Raw genomic sequence first — 17,695 nt, 5'->3', positions numbered from 1 at the left:
CTCCGACGGAAGGTGGACGCCGTCTGGGGGCGGGGCGCGGCACTCAATGGAGTGAGCAGACGAGTCACGGTAACGCACCAGAATTTCCCGGACAACACTCGAAAACTCCAGGTTCCTGACCAACGCCGGAAGATTTCCTAGTCTATCAACAGCAAGTTTCGGCAAGATGATTCGGCAATCGGCACCTAACTTCGACATCATTTTTGTAAGTCCTAACCGATGCGTAGGATTCGCTCGTCAAACGACACCGTGCCGGTAGTCCCCAACACGAGCGGTTATTTCATCCTGTGAGAACGTGTCCATGTCATCTAAAAAAGCGCCGCTTGGAACTATGTTGTTCGCCTCCCTTCTTGCCGGATCCGCCCCGGCGATTGCGCAGTCGACTGTGACGCTATACGGCGTCCTCGATATGGGCATGACGTACTTCAGCAATGTCGCGGGCAGTTCCGCATGGCGGGAAAGCAGCGGGGTGGCCAATCCAAGCCGCTGGGGAATCACAGGAAAGGAGGACCTCGGCAGCGGCACGAGCGCCGTCTTTCGTCTCGAAAGCGGCATTGACGTAGCCAATGGTGCGTTCGCCGCAAGTGGGCAGGAATTCAACCGCTTCGCGACAGTCGGATTGGAAAACGCCGACTACGGCACAGTCTCATTCGGGCGCCAACCTGACTTCATGATCCGCTTATTGCCGGTCATCGTTGGGCCGATCTACGCCTATCATCCAGGGGACTACGATCGTATTGCGGGTGAATTTCTCAGCAATACCGTGTCCTACGAAAGCCCCAGATGGGCAGGAATTCATTTGGGGGCACTATATAGCTTCGGTTCATCGACCGCGCCTGCGTCCAACACCGGCCGCGGGCTAAGCTTCCTGATCGACTATCTGCGTGGGCCGCTGACCGTGGTCGCCGCGATGACGGATCTGAACGGTATCAATATCAATCCCGCTTCTATTGGCCTGACAAGCGCCTTCGGCGAAGAGCTCGCGCCAACGCTGGCAACGGGCATCAATCTCGACAATCTTTCGACATATGCGGCCAGTGTTTCGTACAAGACTGGACCGTGGCTCGCCTCGGCCGCCTATAGCCGGACTTATCTGCGGGCGCTATCGGTGACGGAGATGCTGCAGACCGGCAATTTCTCCCTCTTCTACTATGTATCTCCCGCACTTATCGTCTCGGCCAACTATGCACGCTCAGTTGGACTCAACGGACGATGGAATGTCGGATCAGCCGCGGTGGATTACGTTCTCAGCAAACGCACGGACGTTTATCTGTCGACGGCGTACCAACGTGTGGGAAGCGAGGGGCAGCACGCGGCCCTGCTGTTTCAGACGCCTTCCTCCAGCGCGTCACAGTTGGCCGTGCGCGTTGGTATGACCCATCGATTTTAAGTATTGGTTCAGGATAAGAGGATGAGAGATATGAGCATTGATCGCCACCACTGGGATACGCTGCGCGCGCCGGAGTTTCTGGAAGGGAGGACGGCAAGCGACATCGCGATACTACCGATTGGTTCGACGGAACAGCACGGTCCACATCTACCCGTCATGGTCGACTCACGGCTAGTTGCTGAAGTTGCTGCACGCGCCGCGCGCATCACTACCGGCAATGCTCGCGTCCTGGTGACACCAGTGTTGTGGGTTTCCATGGCCGAACATCACATGGTGTTCCCAGGCACGCTCACCCTCGATTTCGACAGTTTCCGGAGCGTATTGCGATGCCTCGCTAAATCTCTTCAGGCGCAGGGTTTTCGGCGCATCTTGCTGCTCAACGGGCACGGCGGGAACATCGCTGCCTTGTCGATCATCGTCGACCAGCTAACGAAAGAGCTGGGCGTACCTCTGATGACCGCAACGTATTGGAACGTATCAGCCTCGGAGTTCGGCAATATTCTTGAGGGACAGCGAAATCTTCTGCATGCCTGCGAGGCGGAAACATCAATGATCATGGCGTTGCACCCAGAGTTCGTAGACGTTGAAGCGGCGCTAACGGTCCATGCTCCCGTTGGCGGATTTGGCGAGGTAAGGGGAGCACACCGGACCCGTACCATGATCGAGATATCACCTTCTGGCGTGGTAGGTAGCCCGTCTCTTGCGAGCCCAGAAAAAGGTCAAGCGTTACTCGACGCCGCCGCAAGGGCGTTGGCGGAACGACTCAGTGACGATACCTGGTGGGGCAATTCTGAACCAGTAACGCGATGACTATCTAGGCGTTAGCGCGCGTACTAGCCTATACGGTCACTCACCGACCGCCCCAAGCAAGTCTCTAAGCTGCGCAACCCAGTTGTCGATTACATTGGGACTGGCGCGCGTCAGATGCTTCGGCCCGGCCGCCATCAGCTTGCTGCAGCCGCGTGCACCGTGTGTCGGGACAAGCCTGCGGGTCGTGTAATCCGGGGCCAGCGAACGGAGAGACGAGCATGAGGTCCTCGCGCCAAACACTGTGGGAAGCGGCGGATTGCACGGACAGACGGACCGTCAACTCGTTAAAATCTCGGCCATACGTTCACCAATAATCACGCAAGGCGCCATCGTATTTCCCGTCGTGACACGCGGCATGATCGACCCGTCAGCAACGTATAGGTTCTTCAATCCATGTACCCCAAGGTTGGAATCGACCACTGACATTTTGTCTGTTCCCATTCGGCAAGTACCCGTCGAATGACCGTAAGATTCTGCCGCATTACGAAGAAGCGTGGCAACTTCAGCTTTGCTGACTGCTCCCGGAGATACCTCTCGTTTAACGATATCTCGCATCTCCACCGAGTTTCCAATTTCACGGCATAGCTCCACGCCGCGCGTCAGCGCCTCAATGTCGTCCGGATGCTGCAAAAAGCTCGGTTGAACCAGAGGCGATGCTTTTGGATCCGACGAACGGAGTTGCACTGTGCCTCGGCTCTTCGGTCTGACGAGTCCTGGAGCAATCACAAAGCCATTCTCCGGCATCCCGTAGAGTTTATGCATTCTTTCACCCGCAACAGGAATCTCAAGGAGAAACGGCTGAAGATCCGGCTCAGCCAGTTCCTGCCGGCTCTTCCAGAAGAATGTCCACTCGGCTGCGTTGTTACGTGGCGCGAGCGGCGTCTTATATTCCCAAATGCAACCCTCCACGATCGGATGATCCTGATAGTTTTCCCCGACACCCGGCAAATGGTGACGCGAACGGATTTCAAATTTCTTCAGGGCGTTCTGATCGCCAATACCAGATAACATCAGGACCTTTGGCGTATTGATTGCCCCCATCGAAAGCACTACCTTTCCGGCTTGAATTCTATGCAATTGACCACGCCATTTAAATTCAACACCGTCGGCATGATCACCCTGAAGAAAGACCTTACTTACAAATGCCTCACTCAAAACCGTCAAATTTGGTCGCTTCAGCATTGGCCTCAGGTACGCACTGAACATGCTGTTACGACGCCCCTCCTTGATGATCACGTTAGGCATTGCACTTCCACCCTCGCCTTCCATCATCTCGCCGTTCATGTCCTCAAATGCAGGAATGCCAATGCGAGCCGCCGCCTTCTGGGCCATCGTGGCGACAGGACTAGGATCCTTCAATTGCTGGACCCAGACAGGCCCTCCCGTGCCTCTCCGCGCCGGGTCTGGCGTACCTTGCCAGTTCTCGATTCTCTTATAGATCGACAGAACATGATCATATCCCCAGTTGCGGTCCCCTCCCTCCTTTGCCCAAAACTCGAAGTCGTTCCGGTGACCACGAGCCCACACCATCGCGTTAATGCTACTACCACCTCCCAGGGCACGCCCCATAGGCACAGCAACCGAACGCCGATTCAGAGCATCTGTTGGCTCTGATCTATAATCCCAATCGGTAGGACTACCAATATTGGTGAACCAGATTCCAGGATCAACGAGCCCTGGAGCCTCGTCGCTACCACCGGCCTCCAGGAGCAACACCTTTACTCTCGGATCCGCAGCGAGCCTGGATGCGACAACGCAGCCACTCGATCCAGCCCCGCAGACAATGTAGTCATAGCGACTCTCCAGTGAACGGGCCCGTTCCAGTTGATTTGAGAGTGCTGCGCTCGATTCGGCAGCTATGACTGTGGCGCTTGCAGCTGACATGCCGGCGGATACACAGAGTCGAATGAACATCCGCCTGTCAATTCGCCCCATGAGCAGCGCCCTGTCTAGCGCAGCCAGACGATTTGGCTTGTCGGAAGAGTCGTCTTTTTCTTTAATCATGCTGCACCATATTAATTTTTAGAATTGAGAAGCGACATCGAGTTTCGCCACCGTGACGGGCTCCGTCCTACCCTCTTGGTACGAACCAAGCCGCATCAGTAGACGTTTGGACGGTGATCGATTTGAGTTGGCTGTATGCATTAAGAGTGTCTCGGCAAAACTCACGTCCCAGCCCGCTGTCGTTGTATCCACCGTACGGTGATCCTTCCACGAGATTGAAGAACCGATTGATCCAGATTGACCCGGCGTTCAGCCGATCAGCCGCGTTCAGCGCATTGTGCAACCCTGATGAATAAATGCCCGCAGCGAGTCCGTAGCGACTGTCATTTGCTTCCGCCAGCATCGATTCGTAGTTATTCCATTTGATAACCGAAAGAACGGGACCGAAGATTTCCTCCTGGGCTACGCGCATATCGTTCTTCACCTCAAGAATGGTCGGCTCAATGAAGTACCCATACTCGTTGCCGGACACGTTAACCCGCCCTCCTCCACGGATCAGTCTCGCACCTTCATCTCGTCCAATATCCAGATAGTTCAGTACACGCCTCCCTTGTTCCGGCGTCACAAGACAGCTAACAACCGTACTCTCCGCCAGCGGATCACCAACCTTCGCACGGCCAAACGATGCAACAAGTTTTTCAAGAAAATTGTCGTATATGTCTGAATGCAGGAAGAGTCTGGTACCTGCGAAACACGCCTGCCCGTTTGCGAATATCGAACCAAAAGTAACATTGTCGACCACCTCGTCAATGCTTTCGATGTCCGGGAAAACGATACTTGGGCTCTTGCCACCCAGTTCCAATGTGGCCGGAATGAGCCTCTCAGCGGCCGCTCCGCCAACAATCCTTCCCGTCTCGGTGCTACCTGTGAAGGCGAGCTTCCGGACTTTCGGATGGGCAGTTAGTGCGGCACCGGCTTCAGCGCCAAGACCTGGCACAATGTTCACGACACCGGGCGGGAATACCGCCGCGATGTGGCGAGCCAATTCCAATGTTGACAGCGATGCGTTCTCGTCCGGTTTAAGCACGACCGTATTTCCGGCCGCCAAGGCAGGTGCCAGCTTCATCGCAACCATGATCGCCGGGGCATTCCACGGAATGATTTGCCCGCACACGCCTAGTGGCTCACGCTTTGCGATGAGATGCCCCCCTTGAATGGGGCGACCAAAATCCTCGTGAGCCAAGATAACCGAGGCAAAGTACCGGAAGTGTCGTGCAGCGATTACCTGGTCGATACGCGTCTCGAAGAGCCGGCGACCGATATCCCGTGCATCGATCTGTGCAAGTCGCTCCGCATCGGCCTCAATCAGATCCGCAAACCGGTGAAGCATTCTTGCCCTGTCTTCAAATCCGAGAGCCTTCCATGCGGGGAAGGCCACCTCAGCGGCACGGACGGCCGCATCAATCTCCGTTTCCCCGCAACGAGCAATCTCGGCAAGATTCTGACCCGTGGCCGCATTGATCGCCGGAAAGGTCGGACCAGAGATTAGTTGCCGCTCGTTATTGAAAAACGCGCCATAGCTCTCCTGCAGTTGAAGATCCATAATTATTCCAGTTTTAGTCAGAGCAAAAAAGATTCGAATGGCAAGTACAATTACAATTCACGTGACCTTCATCCGATCAGATGCCGAATCGAGCAAGTGGCCGCCCACCTTCCTTGCTTTTCGGTCGGGTCTCCGTCGACAGCGCCGCGGCTTCAGGGCCGATTAGCGACCGAAGACGCAACTGCTCGAAGCGTTCGAAGTCTGCCTGCCTTTTCGAGAGCAAGGTCCCGACCACCGCCGCCGCAAATCCTGACGGCACCGCAAAAATAGCCGGGTCCATCAAGGAGATGGGCGAAGGATTTGAGCCATGCCACAGCAAAGGGCCAAACGCGACCCCGACAACGGACGCAACCAGACCGACGAGAATTCCGGACACTGCGCCTGCCGGAGTGAATCGTCGCCAGAAGAGTGCCAAGGTCAGGGCGGGAAAATTAGCGCTGGCGGCAACTCCGATTGCCAATGTTGACAACGCGAGAATCGGTGGTGCCTTGCCGGCTGCTGAGATCGCAATAGTTACTACAGCCATAAATGCCGCAATCAGGAACGACACGTAACGTCCCCTCTTGATGCCGACGGAACCCTCCGCAGCATTGTCAACTCGCCCGCGCGAAGGCCAAAGATCGCAAACCACGGCGCTCGAAGCATTAACTAGGAGGCCCGACATCACAGCGAGAATCGTCGCGAAGGCTACCGCAGCAACCAGCCCCAACATCAGTTGGCCGCCTATCGTCTCCTTGCCTCCACCCAGAACGCTGGCAACCATCGGTGTTACAACGTTGAGATTCCCCCCTTTAGCAATCGACGCGAGTTCTGGTCCAAGATAGGAGCGTGCCGACAAGCCAACAATGATGACCCCCAGAACCGAAAGTCCTAGCACGATTACCGTCATGGAGGCCGACTTTCTCGCAGCGATTGCATCAGGCACGGTGAATATCCTCATCATCACGTGCGGCAAACCAATTAATCCGAACATTAGAGCCATACCAATTGAAGCGAAATTCCAGCCGTTCTTGAAGAAATTTCCTGGTACCGCTGGATCGAGGTGCCCCAAGGGGGCTGTTACCTGACCTATCCAAATATCGAAGCCGCCCATTGCCGGGATGCGCAATAGCGCTAGTAGTACGAGCGAGGCGAGCACGGCAAGGAGCAAGGATGCCTTTACCACCTGAACCCAGGTCGCGGCCAGCATGCCCCCAAGAACTACATAGGTGACGACGATCACGCACGTGAGCGCGACCGCCGCTGGAAAGCTAACGCCAGCAAGGAGTTGAAAGAGCGACCCTGCAGCAATAAGCTGAGCGAGGAGATACAGACCTGTAATCACCAACGTCGACAGCGCCAAAACGACCCGGATTGATGACGAGTCGAAGCGACTGGTCAAGATGTCCGTCAGCGTAAAGTGCCCAAGGTTGCGCATGCGTTCTGCATAGAAGAGAAGAACCGGGACAAAGGCAATCGTCGGAATTACCAAAAAAATTACGCAATCGAAACCAAAGATACATATCAATCCCGTTCCGCCAAGAAACGTAGATGCAGAAAGAAAGTCGCCACTAATCGCGAGCGCATTACGCACTGGACCGACTGATCTCCCCGCTACCCAGAAGTCCTCTGAGGTGCGTGTGCGTCTGCTAGCAAGATAGGTGAGTATGAAAGTAGCGGCGAGTAACACGGCGAATATGCCAAGCGACCACGTGTGACCGTTCATTTCTGCACCCCACGATGGCCGCGAGCTATCAATTCAATAGCTTCCTCTCGCAATGGGTCCAATACCGTTCGAGAATAGTGATTAAAAATTCCGGTAATTACCATCCCCGCCGCCAACATCGCAACCCCTAATAACCATCCCAATGGGAATCGCCCGAAAATTCTGACGGCCATTAGTTCGGGACTGAGCTCCGACACAGCAAAGAATGCGATTATCATCGATGCGAATAGAAACCCAAGCGAGCCGGAGATCCAAGCCTGCCTGAAGGCCAACAACTCAAGCACGGCATGCGCATTACCAGACGATCTGGCAATGTCTAAATCTAGACATGTCATATTTCACTCCTAACAAATAAACATCTCAATAAGATTTATCGAAACCTTGCCGCTATCTCAAGTCAATAGATCTAGAGCGGTCCCCGCGCGTCAATTGTCCAAATATCGACCAACGTGTCATGATCGATCAGATGATAGTAGTCGTGCAGGCACACCGTAGGGTCGCAGTGTGGAACTACAATATCAATATGGTCGCCGAGCTTTAGATTTTTTATTTTAGATCCACTAATACGGCCATATTCGTCACCAAAGAATTCGTATCGCGTCGACGTCTCATCTCTAATTTGAGGCAGGGGCCCGTCTGTCGATAGGCTTTTGAATCCGGCGTTTATGGTCAAATGCTCGCTTGCATTGGCGCTGATGACAGCGGAGCGGACGAAAAGAGCCGGACCAAACGGGTTCTCGCTCTTTGGTAGCAGTTTTACGCTTGAGTACTCAACGTCCATGAAAACGTAAGAGCCGAACTGCACCTCAGTCATCAAGCCCATCGACAAATCCATGTCCATAGTTCCTGTTCCACCACCCGAGACAACCTCCGGCGCGGCTTCTTCAACCCGCAAAATCTCGATTATTTCTCGCAAAGTCTCTAGTTGAGCACGATACGCAGTTTCTCGATCGTCAAATTTTTCGATATGCTGAACCATTCCCGAATACGCCTGGATGCCAGCGTATGTCATCCCGTGAGATTGCTGAATTCTCTTTGCTAGCGCGACTACATCACCGCCACGAGCACCTGTCCGCCTCATGCCGATATCAACGTCGACTAAAACGTTCAGGTTGGTGCCGGAGCCATCGAGAGCTCGCTCCCAGAGTTCCAGTTGAGATACGTGATCGACTACGACTCCTAACGCGATTTCGCTTGCCAACGCCACCAACGCAGAGATCTTCCGCTGCTCCGTAACGGGTGTTGTCAGCAGAATGTTGTCAATTCCGAGACGCCCGAGCGTAATTGCTTCGTTCGCTGTCGCACAACATATTCCTACTGCTCCAGCTGAGATTTGTTCGCGTGCCACTCGAGCCGATTTATGGGTCTTCGCGTGCGGCCTTAGCGCGACACCGGCGGCGGTACATCGCTCGGCCATTGCGTGCAGGTTCCGGAAAAATGTGTCCTTCTCGACTACCAAGGCAGGACCACACAGCTCGCCGGCGCGCCCGAATTTTCCGACAAGGACATCGTTTGACAGGTTAAGCATCTTGATTGAATCTCCGATATCGCGTTCGAAAAATGGACGACATGAATTCTGTGACAAAGGATGCGTTAATGGATCTCATGCCCATCAGCCTGACTTACTCTCCCTGTCAGAACAGTTCCTGGTAAGACATCCAAGTTTTCCCCTTTTCGATGCACGGATTTCCCTGCGACAAAAACCTCCTGTATGCCCGATGCGAAGCGGTACGGCTCATCAAAGGTGCTTTCGTCGACAATGATCGCCGGATCGAATATCACTAGGTCCGCTACGAAGTCATCTTGAATTTCCCCTCGCGCCTCCAGCCCGAATCGTCGGGCTGGCAAACTCGTCATTTTGGCAATGGCCTCTTCAATGGACAGGATTCCGCTTCGAACGAAGGGCCCCAAAACGCGCGGAAAAGTCCCGAACGTACGGGGATGTGTGCCCTCAAGCGACGGCATTCCATCCGATCCAACCATACAAAGACAGTGCTTAATCACCCGCCTTTGTGTTGCCATCGTTGATAGCGTCAGGACAATGCCTGCGAGGCCCTCAGAATCGTGCATGAGTTTCGCGGCCGCTGCGGCTGGGGATAAACCCATCATTCTGGAGATATCCAGAATCGACTTGCCAATTAGTTCATGCTCACAGTTTCTATTTATAATAATCTGGTCATATCCGATAGGCCGGACGAAACTGTCAATTTCCGGAGTCATCCGAGCTATCTCAGCATCGCTTGAAAGTCGTCGAAGCATGTCTTCAGAACCGCCGGAGACAACCCATTTCGGAAAAATCAAACCGAGTCGAGACATTCCTTGTTCATATGGATACCTATCTAATGCAACATCAACTCCACGGGCAACCGCCCGATCGATCGCATCAAGCATGGCACCAGCGAGGTCCTGGGCATCTCTCCCAGTCGGCGAGAGGTGCGATAGTTGCAATCTCACACCCGTAACGTCCGCAACCGAAATCAATTCGTCCATGCTCGAAATCAGCGTCGAAACATCGTAGCCTCGGAGATGAACTGAGACTACGGCGCCATGTTCCGCTGCGACTTGGCATAGGGATTGAATCTCAGCTTTTTCCGCGTAACTGCTAGGATGGTACATAAGTCCGAATGACAATCCAGACGCCCCCTGCTGTAGACAATTCTCGAGCAGTACCTTCATCTCTGTGAGCTCTTCGGCGGTGGGCAAGCGTAATGCCATTCCCATGACCGCTGAGCGTAGCATTATGTGCCCCACCTGCCCGACGACGTTGGCTTGGCACCCAGCCTCCAGCACCGCTGCCTGGAATGAGGCCCAATCTGCCCATCCGACGCCCTGTTCCAGGTCGAGCTTCCTGGGGGCGATAAGACTCATGAGGTCCGGCGTCAAATGAGCATTCCGGCTTGTAACCGGAAAGGCCGAAAAACCGCAATTGCCAAAGATCTCGGTAGTTACCCCTTGAGAAACTTTGTCGTTAAGTCTTGCACCCATGACCGCGACCAGATCGTTATGGGAATGTATGTCTATAAAACCTGGCGCAACGGCAAGACCTTCGGCGTGAACGATTCGCTTCGCCTGTGGCATCACCACGTCGCGCAGGATTTGGATGCGGTCTCGGTTTATCGCCAAGTCAGCCCGGTATGGCGGACGACCCGTTCCATCGACGATCGTACCCCCCATGATGAGGCAATCTACCATGTCCGCACTCGCGACGTAGTAAGACGCTCGGCTCCGTTTTCCGTCACAAGAATCGGATCCTCGAAGCAACTGCAGCCCATGTGCGTGGGAACAATCATAGGTTCAATGAAGAACGTCTGTCCCGCTTCGAGGGGCTTCGGATTGTTGGGTATGATCAATGGGTCCTCAACCAGAGTAAGTCCGAAGCCGTGACCAGTACACCAGTCCCATTCGGAGAAGCCCCATTTGCTCACAACAGCCGACATCGCCTTGATGATTTCGCCGGGCATTACACCAGGACCAGTCGCCCGGATACCAGCTTCTTCTGCCTCAGCGCAAGCCTCAAGAAGCCTGATCTGTTCAGACGTCGCTTTCCCGGCGACTGTACTGCGATTGTGATCCGAGATATAGCCACACATTTGACCATGAAGGTCGATCGAAACGAGATCCCCGTCCTTGATAACCTTGCCCGGAAGCGCAAACACATTCTTCATGGCACTTCGGACGCCAGCAACGCATTTCGGACCCAGCGGGTTCAGTTCGCATCCATACGCCGCCATCTCTTTCTGAGCCGCAGCCGAGAGGTCGCACTCCGTAAACCCGGGCTTAGCGATATCAAGCGCCGCTTCCATGCCGGCTGAGGTCGCCACGGCAAGCTTGCGAATGATCTGGATCTCGAGCGGAGACTTGATTCTGCGTAGTGAGAACAGGAGATCCGATACGTCAACCAGGTCAGCTTTCGGAAGTTTTTCGCGTAGCGCTTTGTCGAACATCGCCGGAATACGGCGTCCACCGACATAACCAACTCTTCCTTCGGCGCGATTTGCCTCCTGCAGGCCATCGACGACGTAGTCGATGATGCTCCTTTGTTTAAGAACGGTTCCAAATGCTTTTAGCGGCCTGAAATCCGGTACCCAGCAAGTCTGGATATTCGAATGCATCGGTTCGCCGTGGAAGATGCTATTCGTGATAACGATCGGATCGTTCTTCATGGAGACGATCGCAAAGCTGTCACCAAATGCACTCGACCATCCTGTCAGGTATCGTACGTTTGCGTCGCTATTGGGGCCGCCGTAGATGATGGCAATATCGATGCCGGCTGCGTCCATGAGCGAGCGAAGCTTCTCCAGTCTCGCTCGATATTCATAGACCGGAAATTCGAGCTCAAGGACCTTCTCGCGCTCATCCCATGTGTAGGGCCAGCGTCCTTCAACGTCAGTTTCGAATTTTGACAACATCTGCCTTCTCCATTTGCTCAAGTATTAGTCCGATGGCAGTCCGAACGCCTGATGACGCGTCCTATCAGGATCAGTTTTGCCGTTGGAACGGTATGCGCTGCTCGCGCGCACGTTGGCCACGAGTCCCTTATGCATTGCGAGGTAGTTCCCTCAGAAGCCGCCTGCCATCGGTAGCATCAAGTAGGGAAGCAGATCGGCATATGTCATAACCGGCATGACGACCATCTGTTCCGAACGACAGTATTCGGCGGTAGCACTTCCACCGTGCGGGGTGATCTCTCGCCGGCATACGTGGCCCGCCCCCGCTTGGTCCCACTCAATTCCAGCCAGCTCACATATGGGCAGACACGTACCTGCCTCGCGTTGTGAACGGTTACTAGAGACATGGTTACCCATGGTTCGTCCCCTCTTGCGCTATCAATCACGCTCGACTCTCAAATGATTTCAAGCAAAAATATCCTACAAATCACTTGTATTGCCCCTTTCGAATAGCTGTAGGGGTACTACAACTTAGTTTTAGCCTCCAATTTCACCTTGTCAAGTGCCTTTTGGAGTTGTTCACTTTGTAGGGGTGAGCCGTCACCACCGATCTGGAGAGAGCCCAACAGGCGGGGGGCGTCTGCGCACAGCACGTAGAGTCCTACGACACCCTCACGTATGGATCAGCCTGTCGTGGGCCGCCGTGCGAACGAAATCACCGCCATCGCAACGGGAGCATGCCGGTGAATACGTGGTGCTGGATTGCTCGCGGGAAGCTGGCTCGGTGGTATCGGCGGTAGAGTCGCCCGAGAAATAGTCGATATATATCGACGCCCGATAGGTGTCGATGAACCATGCGGCGAGTGGAAAGATTCGGTCGGCACAGATATCGCTGTTGATGGCGTTGAACTCTATTGTGCCGATCGGCTGGAGGCGGTCAGAGCCGAGACGGGTCGTTGCGATTTTTGCTGTCTTCTCGCAAGCGCAGGTAGTCCTACAACTTGGCAGTGGACAAAAACATCGACGCACCTGTCTCACGCGCCAGGAAGAGTCGAATAAATTCTAATGAATAGCAGTCCATACTATACGAAGCGAAAAGCATCATTCACGCGTGAGCTTCAGTCACTAAACACTAGCCAGATACGTTGGAGAAGTCGAGCTGCAGCGGAACTCCACTCGCGAGCTAGATATCCAAAACGCCCGATTTCGCAGGGACGCGAGCCCGTTTGACGGCTGGCGCAGACAAACCATCGAGAGCTTGGACCGTCGTACGACTGAGGTTCGAACTATTGATAATCGTATCCATAACAATGGAATAACCGTTCTCAATGTGCTTGCGTGCAAGGCGTTCGGCCTTCACTCCATCACCCGACTCAAGTGCATCGATCATAAGACCGTGATCGTCTTGCATGATTTTCACGTCGGCGTTCCGCACCAGCCCAAAATAATAGACTCGGTCGATGTCGCTCAGAATTTGTCCAACCAACGTAGCGACCTTCTCGTTGCCACACGCGTTCATGATCAACATGTGAAGACGCCGGTTGGCCTCAATAATAAGTGCCTCCGCAGCCTTGTCACCTGCCTTTACCTCGCGTCCCGCGTCGTCTGCAGCGCGCCGCAAGGCAGCGATATCCACTCGCCCAACGGCGAGCCTGACCGCAGGGGGCTCGACCATCAAACGCAACTGAAAGCTGTTTTTGACATCGGACAGGGTGATCGGTGCGATCTCGAAACCTTTCCGGTGTATCGGTTTCACGAGCTTCAGTTGGATCAGTCTGTCCATAGCCAGCCGGATAGGGACACGCCCGAAGCCATAGTCCTGCTCCAACTGTGGCTCAGAGACGATATCGCCAGGCGCCAGTTCACATTGCTTGATTGCCCTTGAGAATACATCGAACGCCTGGTCGCTCTGCCTTTCCTGGGGAGCGCGCCCTGCATCCTTCGCCTGCACCATAATAACTAACCTTTTCGGGGAAACTTTCAATGCTTTCGAGCCGTGTCGCCACCGTTTCGATGCGCTCCCGTCCGTCCGCGGTATTGTCACGCCGGCGGAATCAAAGCAAATTGCACGGCTTCGCTAGGGATACTACTGACAAACTATAATACCCCTAAAATGAGCGGTAGTGCTGGTCTTCAAAAACAAGGAGATAGCGTGCAAAAGCCCGGAGGTCGATTTCCTCAGGCCGGCCTGGCGATGCTGACCCGATGCCTTTGCCTCGACGTGACGCGGTAAGGCGAAAATTCCCCGTTCCAAACCGCGCCCCTGACTTGCAACACGCAGCGCCTCCCTTCGTCAGTCCAACCCTCGCTCAGATCCCGAAATACGGCCACAAAGATCAACGCTTTGTCATGATTCGGCAACTCACTGCACAGTCCGGCAACTAACGGCGCTACCCCATTTGGCGTAGCACCAACAGCCTCTAAGATTGCGCCAATTAACGGTTCAAGCTCTCAAGGCTTGCTTAATTGTCAGCAGCTTCAGCTCAGACTACTCCCGAGCCGAGTAGCCCTTAGGCCCCTTGTCGAACTGAGTCGAGCAGCACCGGTACCGCGTGCAGTCCGAAAACTGCCAATGGCACCTGTGATCAAAAGGGGAAAGTATTCGTCGCAACGATTGTCCGAGATCGGCATGGTCCGAATTATTGCAAGGCAATTCCGATGCTTTCGCATCACATCTCTTTGACCAGGAAGTAGACATCGTCATGACCGAGAATAACTGGGATTACATCATCGTCGGTGGAGGCTCTGCCGGTTGCGTCCTGGCAAACAGACTCAGTGCTGATTCACGAAATTCAGTTCTGCTTCTCGAAGCTGGGGGCACAGACTCGTCACCGGTTGTCCGCGTCCCGGCTGGCGAAATGAAAGCTATCATGAGCCGGAAATATAACTGGACCTACATTGCTGAACCGGATCCGTCCCGAAACAACCGGGCCGATATGTGGCCTGCCGGTAAGGTCTTGGGAGGTGGCAGCTCGATCAACGGCATGATGTATGTACGAGGGAACAGGCGGGACTATGATCACTGGGCGGAACTTGGGAATAACGGGTGGGACTACGAGTCGGTGTTGCCCTACTTCCGCCGCGCAGAGACGAATGAAAACGGAGAAAACAAATTTCGAGGAGGGAGCGGGCCGCTTTCCGTGTCCAACAGCAGGGCACCCCATCTTCTCACCGATGTCTTCGTAAAGGCCGGCGTTGAAATCGGATTGCCCTACAACCCGGACCCGAACGGGGAAAGACAGGAAGGCATAGGTCGTATTCAAGCAACCCAAAAGGACGGCTGGCGGCACAGCACCTCTCAGGCCTACATCCGCCCAGTCCGCGGTCGGAAGAACCTTACTATTGTCACGGATGCGTACTGCGAGCGCGTCATCGTTGAAGGAGCGAGGGCGACCGGCGTCACATACACCCACCAGGCGTACTCCAAAACGGCCTTTGCCCGCAAAGAGGTCATCGTGAGTGCCGGTGCAATTGCAAGCCCCAAACTGTTGATGCTGTCCGGCATCGGTCCAGCCGCGGAGTTGCGGGAGCACGACATTCAAGTCATGCATGATCTGCCGGGTGTTGGAAAAAATCTTCAGGAACATCCCGGGATCATGATGAGCCAGCATGTGAATGTCCGTACGCTCAATATGGAGGCGACGCCACTACGGACGATCTGGCACGGCTTGAACTTCGTGCTGCGTGGCCGGGGGCCCGGTACGGCTTCCATCGGCCACGCAGCAGCTTTCGTGCGAATTGATCCCGACTCTGACGGGCCAGAGGTGCAGATATCCTACGCACCTATCGTCTATGACTTCAACGACGGCGGGCTGACCTTGTACAACCGGCCCGCCATCTGCGCTGCGGTAAACGTTTGTCGCCCCGAGAGCCGTGGCAGCATCACACTCGCGTCGAAAGATCCCTACGCTCCACCGCGCATCCGACACGAACTGGTCGGCTCAGAGCGCGACATGCGCCTGCTGATAGACGGTTGCCGGGTCCTTCGCCGCGTGTTCAATGCAGACGCTTTCACGCCCTACCGGATCAACGAGAGGCTACCCGGCCCCGGGGTCCAAACCGAGGATGAGTGGCGTTTATTCATCAAGCGCGATGCATTCCTGATGTATCACCCGGCCGGTACGTGTCGGATGGGAGCCGATTCTTTAGCGGTGGTTGATTCCCGTCTGCGCGTTCATGGCATTCACGGGTTGCGTGTTGTTGATGCATCCGTCATGCCGATACTGCCAAGCGCAAACACCAACGCCCCCACGATCATGATCGCTGAGAAAGCGTCGGACTTGATTCTCGAAGATGGAGCCAACAAATGAATTCCATTGTGACCAAAGCAGAATGGCACGCAAGGGCTCAGGCGCTTTGCATCCCCGACAAGCCATTCATAAACGGTCGGTTCGTATTTTCACGATCCGACTCGACTTTCTCTCCAATCAACCCCGCAACGGGAGAGGAGATATGCAAGATTGGAATCGGCTCATCGCTCGACGTTGACGAAGCGGTTACGTCCGCAAGGGACGCATATGAAGATGGCCGCTGGCGCAGCGCCCCGCCGCTTCGGAAGAAGCAGGTTCTGCTGCGCATCGCCGATCTAATCGAGCAACATGGCGACGAGCTTGCCCTGCTAGATGTGCTAGAGATGGGAAAGACGATCTCCAATGCAAAAGCCGAACTGGCGTTCTCTTCCGGTTTCTTCCGGTATTACGCCGAAGCGGTTGACAAGCTCTACGGCGACGTAGTGCCATCTGATCCGTCAACGCTCGGATATCACCTGTATGAGCCACGCGGTGTAGTCGGTGCTATCACCCCGTGGAATTTCCCATTGATCATGGCGAGTCTCAAAGCAGCACCAATCCTGGCAGCAGGAAATTCACTCGTACTGAAGCCGTCGGAAGTCGCATCCACGTCCACGTTGAGGCTTGCCGAGCTCGCTGTGGAGGCAGGACTCCCACCCGGTGTATTCAACGTTGTGCCAGGTCTTGGCCGCACCGTGGGCGAGGCGATAGGTCGGCACATGGACGTAGACATGTTGAGCTTTACGGGCTCCACGCGCACAGGGCGGCAATTGCTGCGTTATTCAGGAGAATCAAATGGGAAAGCACTGCTGCTCGAACTTGGAGGAAAATCGCCGCAGGTAGTCGGCGCCGACATGCGGCCCGACCTGGAGGCAATGGTCGCTCAGATCATTCACGAAGCCTTCTGGAACCAGGGACAGTGGTGTGTAGCGCGATCGAGATTGATCGTTGAGGAATCGTTCCACGATGAGCTGGTTGATGCGATCGTCCGAGCCTCTGAGCACCTGGTTCCCGGTGACACCCTCGATCCCGACACTACCTTTGGCGCCATCGCCACCTTAGGCCAAATGGCACGCGTAAGGTCATACATCGATGCCGCGCACGACGAAGGAGCACGACTCCTCTCTCCAGAAGGGAAGATCGATGGGTGTTTCATGGCACCGATGGTCTTTGGTGACGTCACTCCGACCATGAAGATCGCAAAGGAAGAGATATTCGGACCGGTTCTTTCCGTGCTCACGTTCAAGACTTTCGACGAGGCTCTTCGAATCGCAAATGACACGTCCTACGGCCTGGCTGCGACCGTCTGGACGAAGGATATGACTCGTGCACACGCTGCTGTTCGTGCTCTAAGGGCCGGCAAACTTGCAGTTCGCAGCAGGCCTGGAGGCGGCGAACAAACTGGATTCGCGCTTTCGACCGAGCCTTGGGGATCGTCCGGCTTCGGTGTCGAAGGCGGCATGAACGGTCTCAGGAGCTACTGTCGCCTAAAGGCCGTCGAGTTTGTGTGCGGCTGATTCGCCCAGCATGGGCATCGACGCGTGAACACCGCAAGCGTGTCGCATG

At 55.0% G+C, this 17,695-nt stretch carries 12 protein-coding genes; 4 read left to right on the top strand and 8 right to left on the bottom strand.

The annotated features are described in order from the left end of the window. Window positions 1–301: 301 nt before the first annotated feature. Together PQR40_RS35460 and PQR40_RS35455 are read left to right on the top strand one after the other, a co-directional pair. Window positions 302–1,390, top strand: a complete 1,089-nt coding sequence (locus PQR40_RS35460) for a porin (RefSeq protein ID WP_408510940.1) — start codon at window positions 302–304, stop codon at window positions 1,388–1,390. Window positions 1,391–1,420: 30 nt separating this feature from the next. After that, the gene (locus PQR40_RS35455; protein WP_408510939.1) at window positions 1,421–2,200 is read left to right on the top strand and encodes a creatininase family protein; all 780 of its coding nucleotides are present in this window, start codon (window positions 1,421–1,423) and stop codon (window positions 2,198–2,200) included. A gap of 276 nt (window positions 2,201–2,476) precedes the next feature. On the opposite strand, the gene PQR40_RS35450 is transcribed toward PQR40_RS35455, so the two are convergent. The 8 genes from PQR40_RS35450 to PQR40_RS35415 form a co-directional block, all read right to left on the bottom strand. Next, window positions 2,477–4,204 (bottom strand): GMC family oxidoreductase, encoded by a 1,728-nt coding sequence (locus tag PQR40_RS35450; protein ID WP_408510938.1) that lies wholly within the window; start codon window positions 4,202–4,204, stop codon window positions 2,477–2,479. Window positions 4,205–4,271: 67 nt separating this feature from the next. Then, entirely contained in the window at window positions 4,272–5,747 is a 1,476-nt protein-coding gene (locus tag PQR40_RS35445) for an aldehyde dehydrogenase family protein (protein ID WP_408510937.1), read from the bottom strand. Between the two features lie 76 nt (window positions 5,748–5,823). Beyond that, window positions 5,824–7,452 carry a solute symporter family protein gene (locus tag PQR40_RS35440; protein ID WP_408510936.1) on the bottom strand — a complete coding sequence of 543 codons (1,629 nt, stop codon included), beginning with the start codon at window positions 7,450–7,452 and terminating at the stop codon, window positions 5,824–5,826. Next, entirely contained in the window at window positions 7,449–7,787 is a 339-nt protein-coding gene (locus PQR40_RS35435; RefSeq protein WP_408510935.1) for a DUF485 domain-containing protein, read from the bottom strand. The genes PQR40_RS35440 and PQR40_RS35435 overlap by 4 nt, the downstream gene beginning before the upstream one ends. Window positions 7,788–7,858: 71 nt before the next feature. Beyond that, complete coding sequence (locus PQR40_RS35430) at window positions 7,859–8,980, bottom strand: DSD1 family PLP-dependent enzyme (protein WP_408510934.1); 1,122 nt, start codon at window positions 8,978–8,980, stop codon at window positions 7,859–7,861. Window positions 8,981–9,045: 65 nt separating this feature from the next. Further along, window positions 9,046–10,644: an N-acyl-D-amino-acid deacylase family protein gene (locus PQR40_RS35425; protein WP_408510933.1), complete on the bottom strand. Its 1,599-nt coding sequence runs from the start codon at window positions 10,642–10,644 to the stop codon at window positions 9,046–9,048. Next, the gene (locus tag PQR40_RS35420) at window positions 10,638–11,861 is read right to left on the bottom strand and encodes a M24 family metallopeptidase (protein WP_408510932.1); all 1,224 of its coding nucleotides are present in this window, start codon (window positions 11,859–11,861) and stop codon (window positions 10,638–10,640) included. Before PQR40_RS35420 ends, PQR40_RS35425 begins: the two co-directional genes overlap by 7 nt. A 1,162-nt stretch (window positions 11,862–13,023) precedes the next feature. Next, complete coding sequence (locus PQR40_RS35415) at window positions 13,024–13,794, bottom strand: GntR family transcriptional regulator (RefSeq protein WP_408232199.1); 771 nt, start codon at window positions 13,792–13,794, stop codon at window positions 13,024–13,026. Window positions 13,795–14,542: 748 nt separating this feature from the next. Between PQR40_RS35415 and PQR40_RS35410 the strand changes: the two genes are divergently transcribed. Both PQR40_RS35410 and PQR40_RS35405 read left to right on the top strand, forming a co-directional pair. Then, window positions 14,543–16,150 (top strand): GMC family oxidoreductase, encoded by a 1,608-nt coding sequence (locus tag PQR40_RS35410; protein ID WP_408510931.1) that lies wholly within the window; start codon window positions 14,543–14,545, stop codon window positions 16,148–16,150. Then, complete coding sequence (locus PQR40_RS35405; protein WP_408339194.1) at window positions 16,147–17,646, top strand: aldehyde dehydrogenase family protein; 1,500 nt, start codon at window positions 16,147–16,149, stop codon at window positions 17,644–17,646. The genes PQR40_RS35410 and PQR40_RS35405 overlap by 4 nt, the downstream gene beginning before the upstream one ends. Window positions 17,647–17,695 lie beyond the last annotated feature (49 nt).

The organism is Paraburkholderia sediminicola (assembly GCF_046026855.1).
GTDB classification, from domain to species: domain Bacteria; phylum Pseudomonadota; class Gammaproteobacteria; order Burkholderiales; family Burkholderiaceae; genus Paraburkholderia; species Paraburkholderia sediminicola_A.
This window is presented reverse-complemented; position numbering and strand designations above follow the sequence as displayed.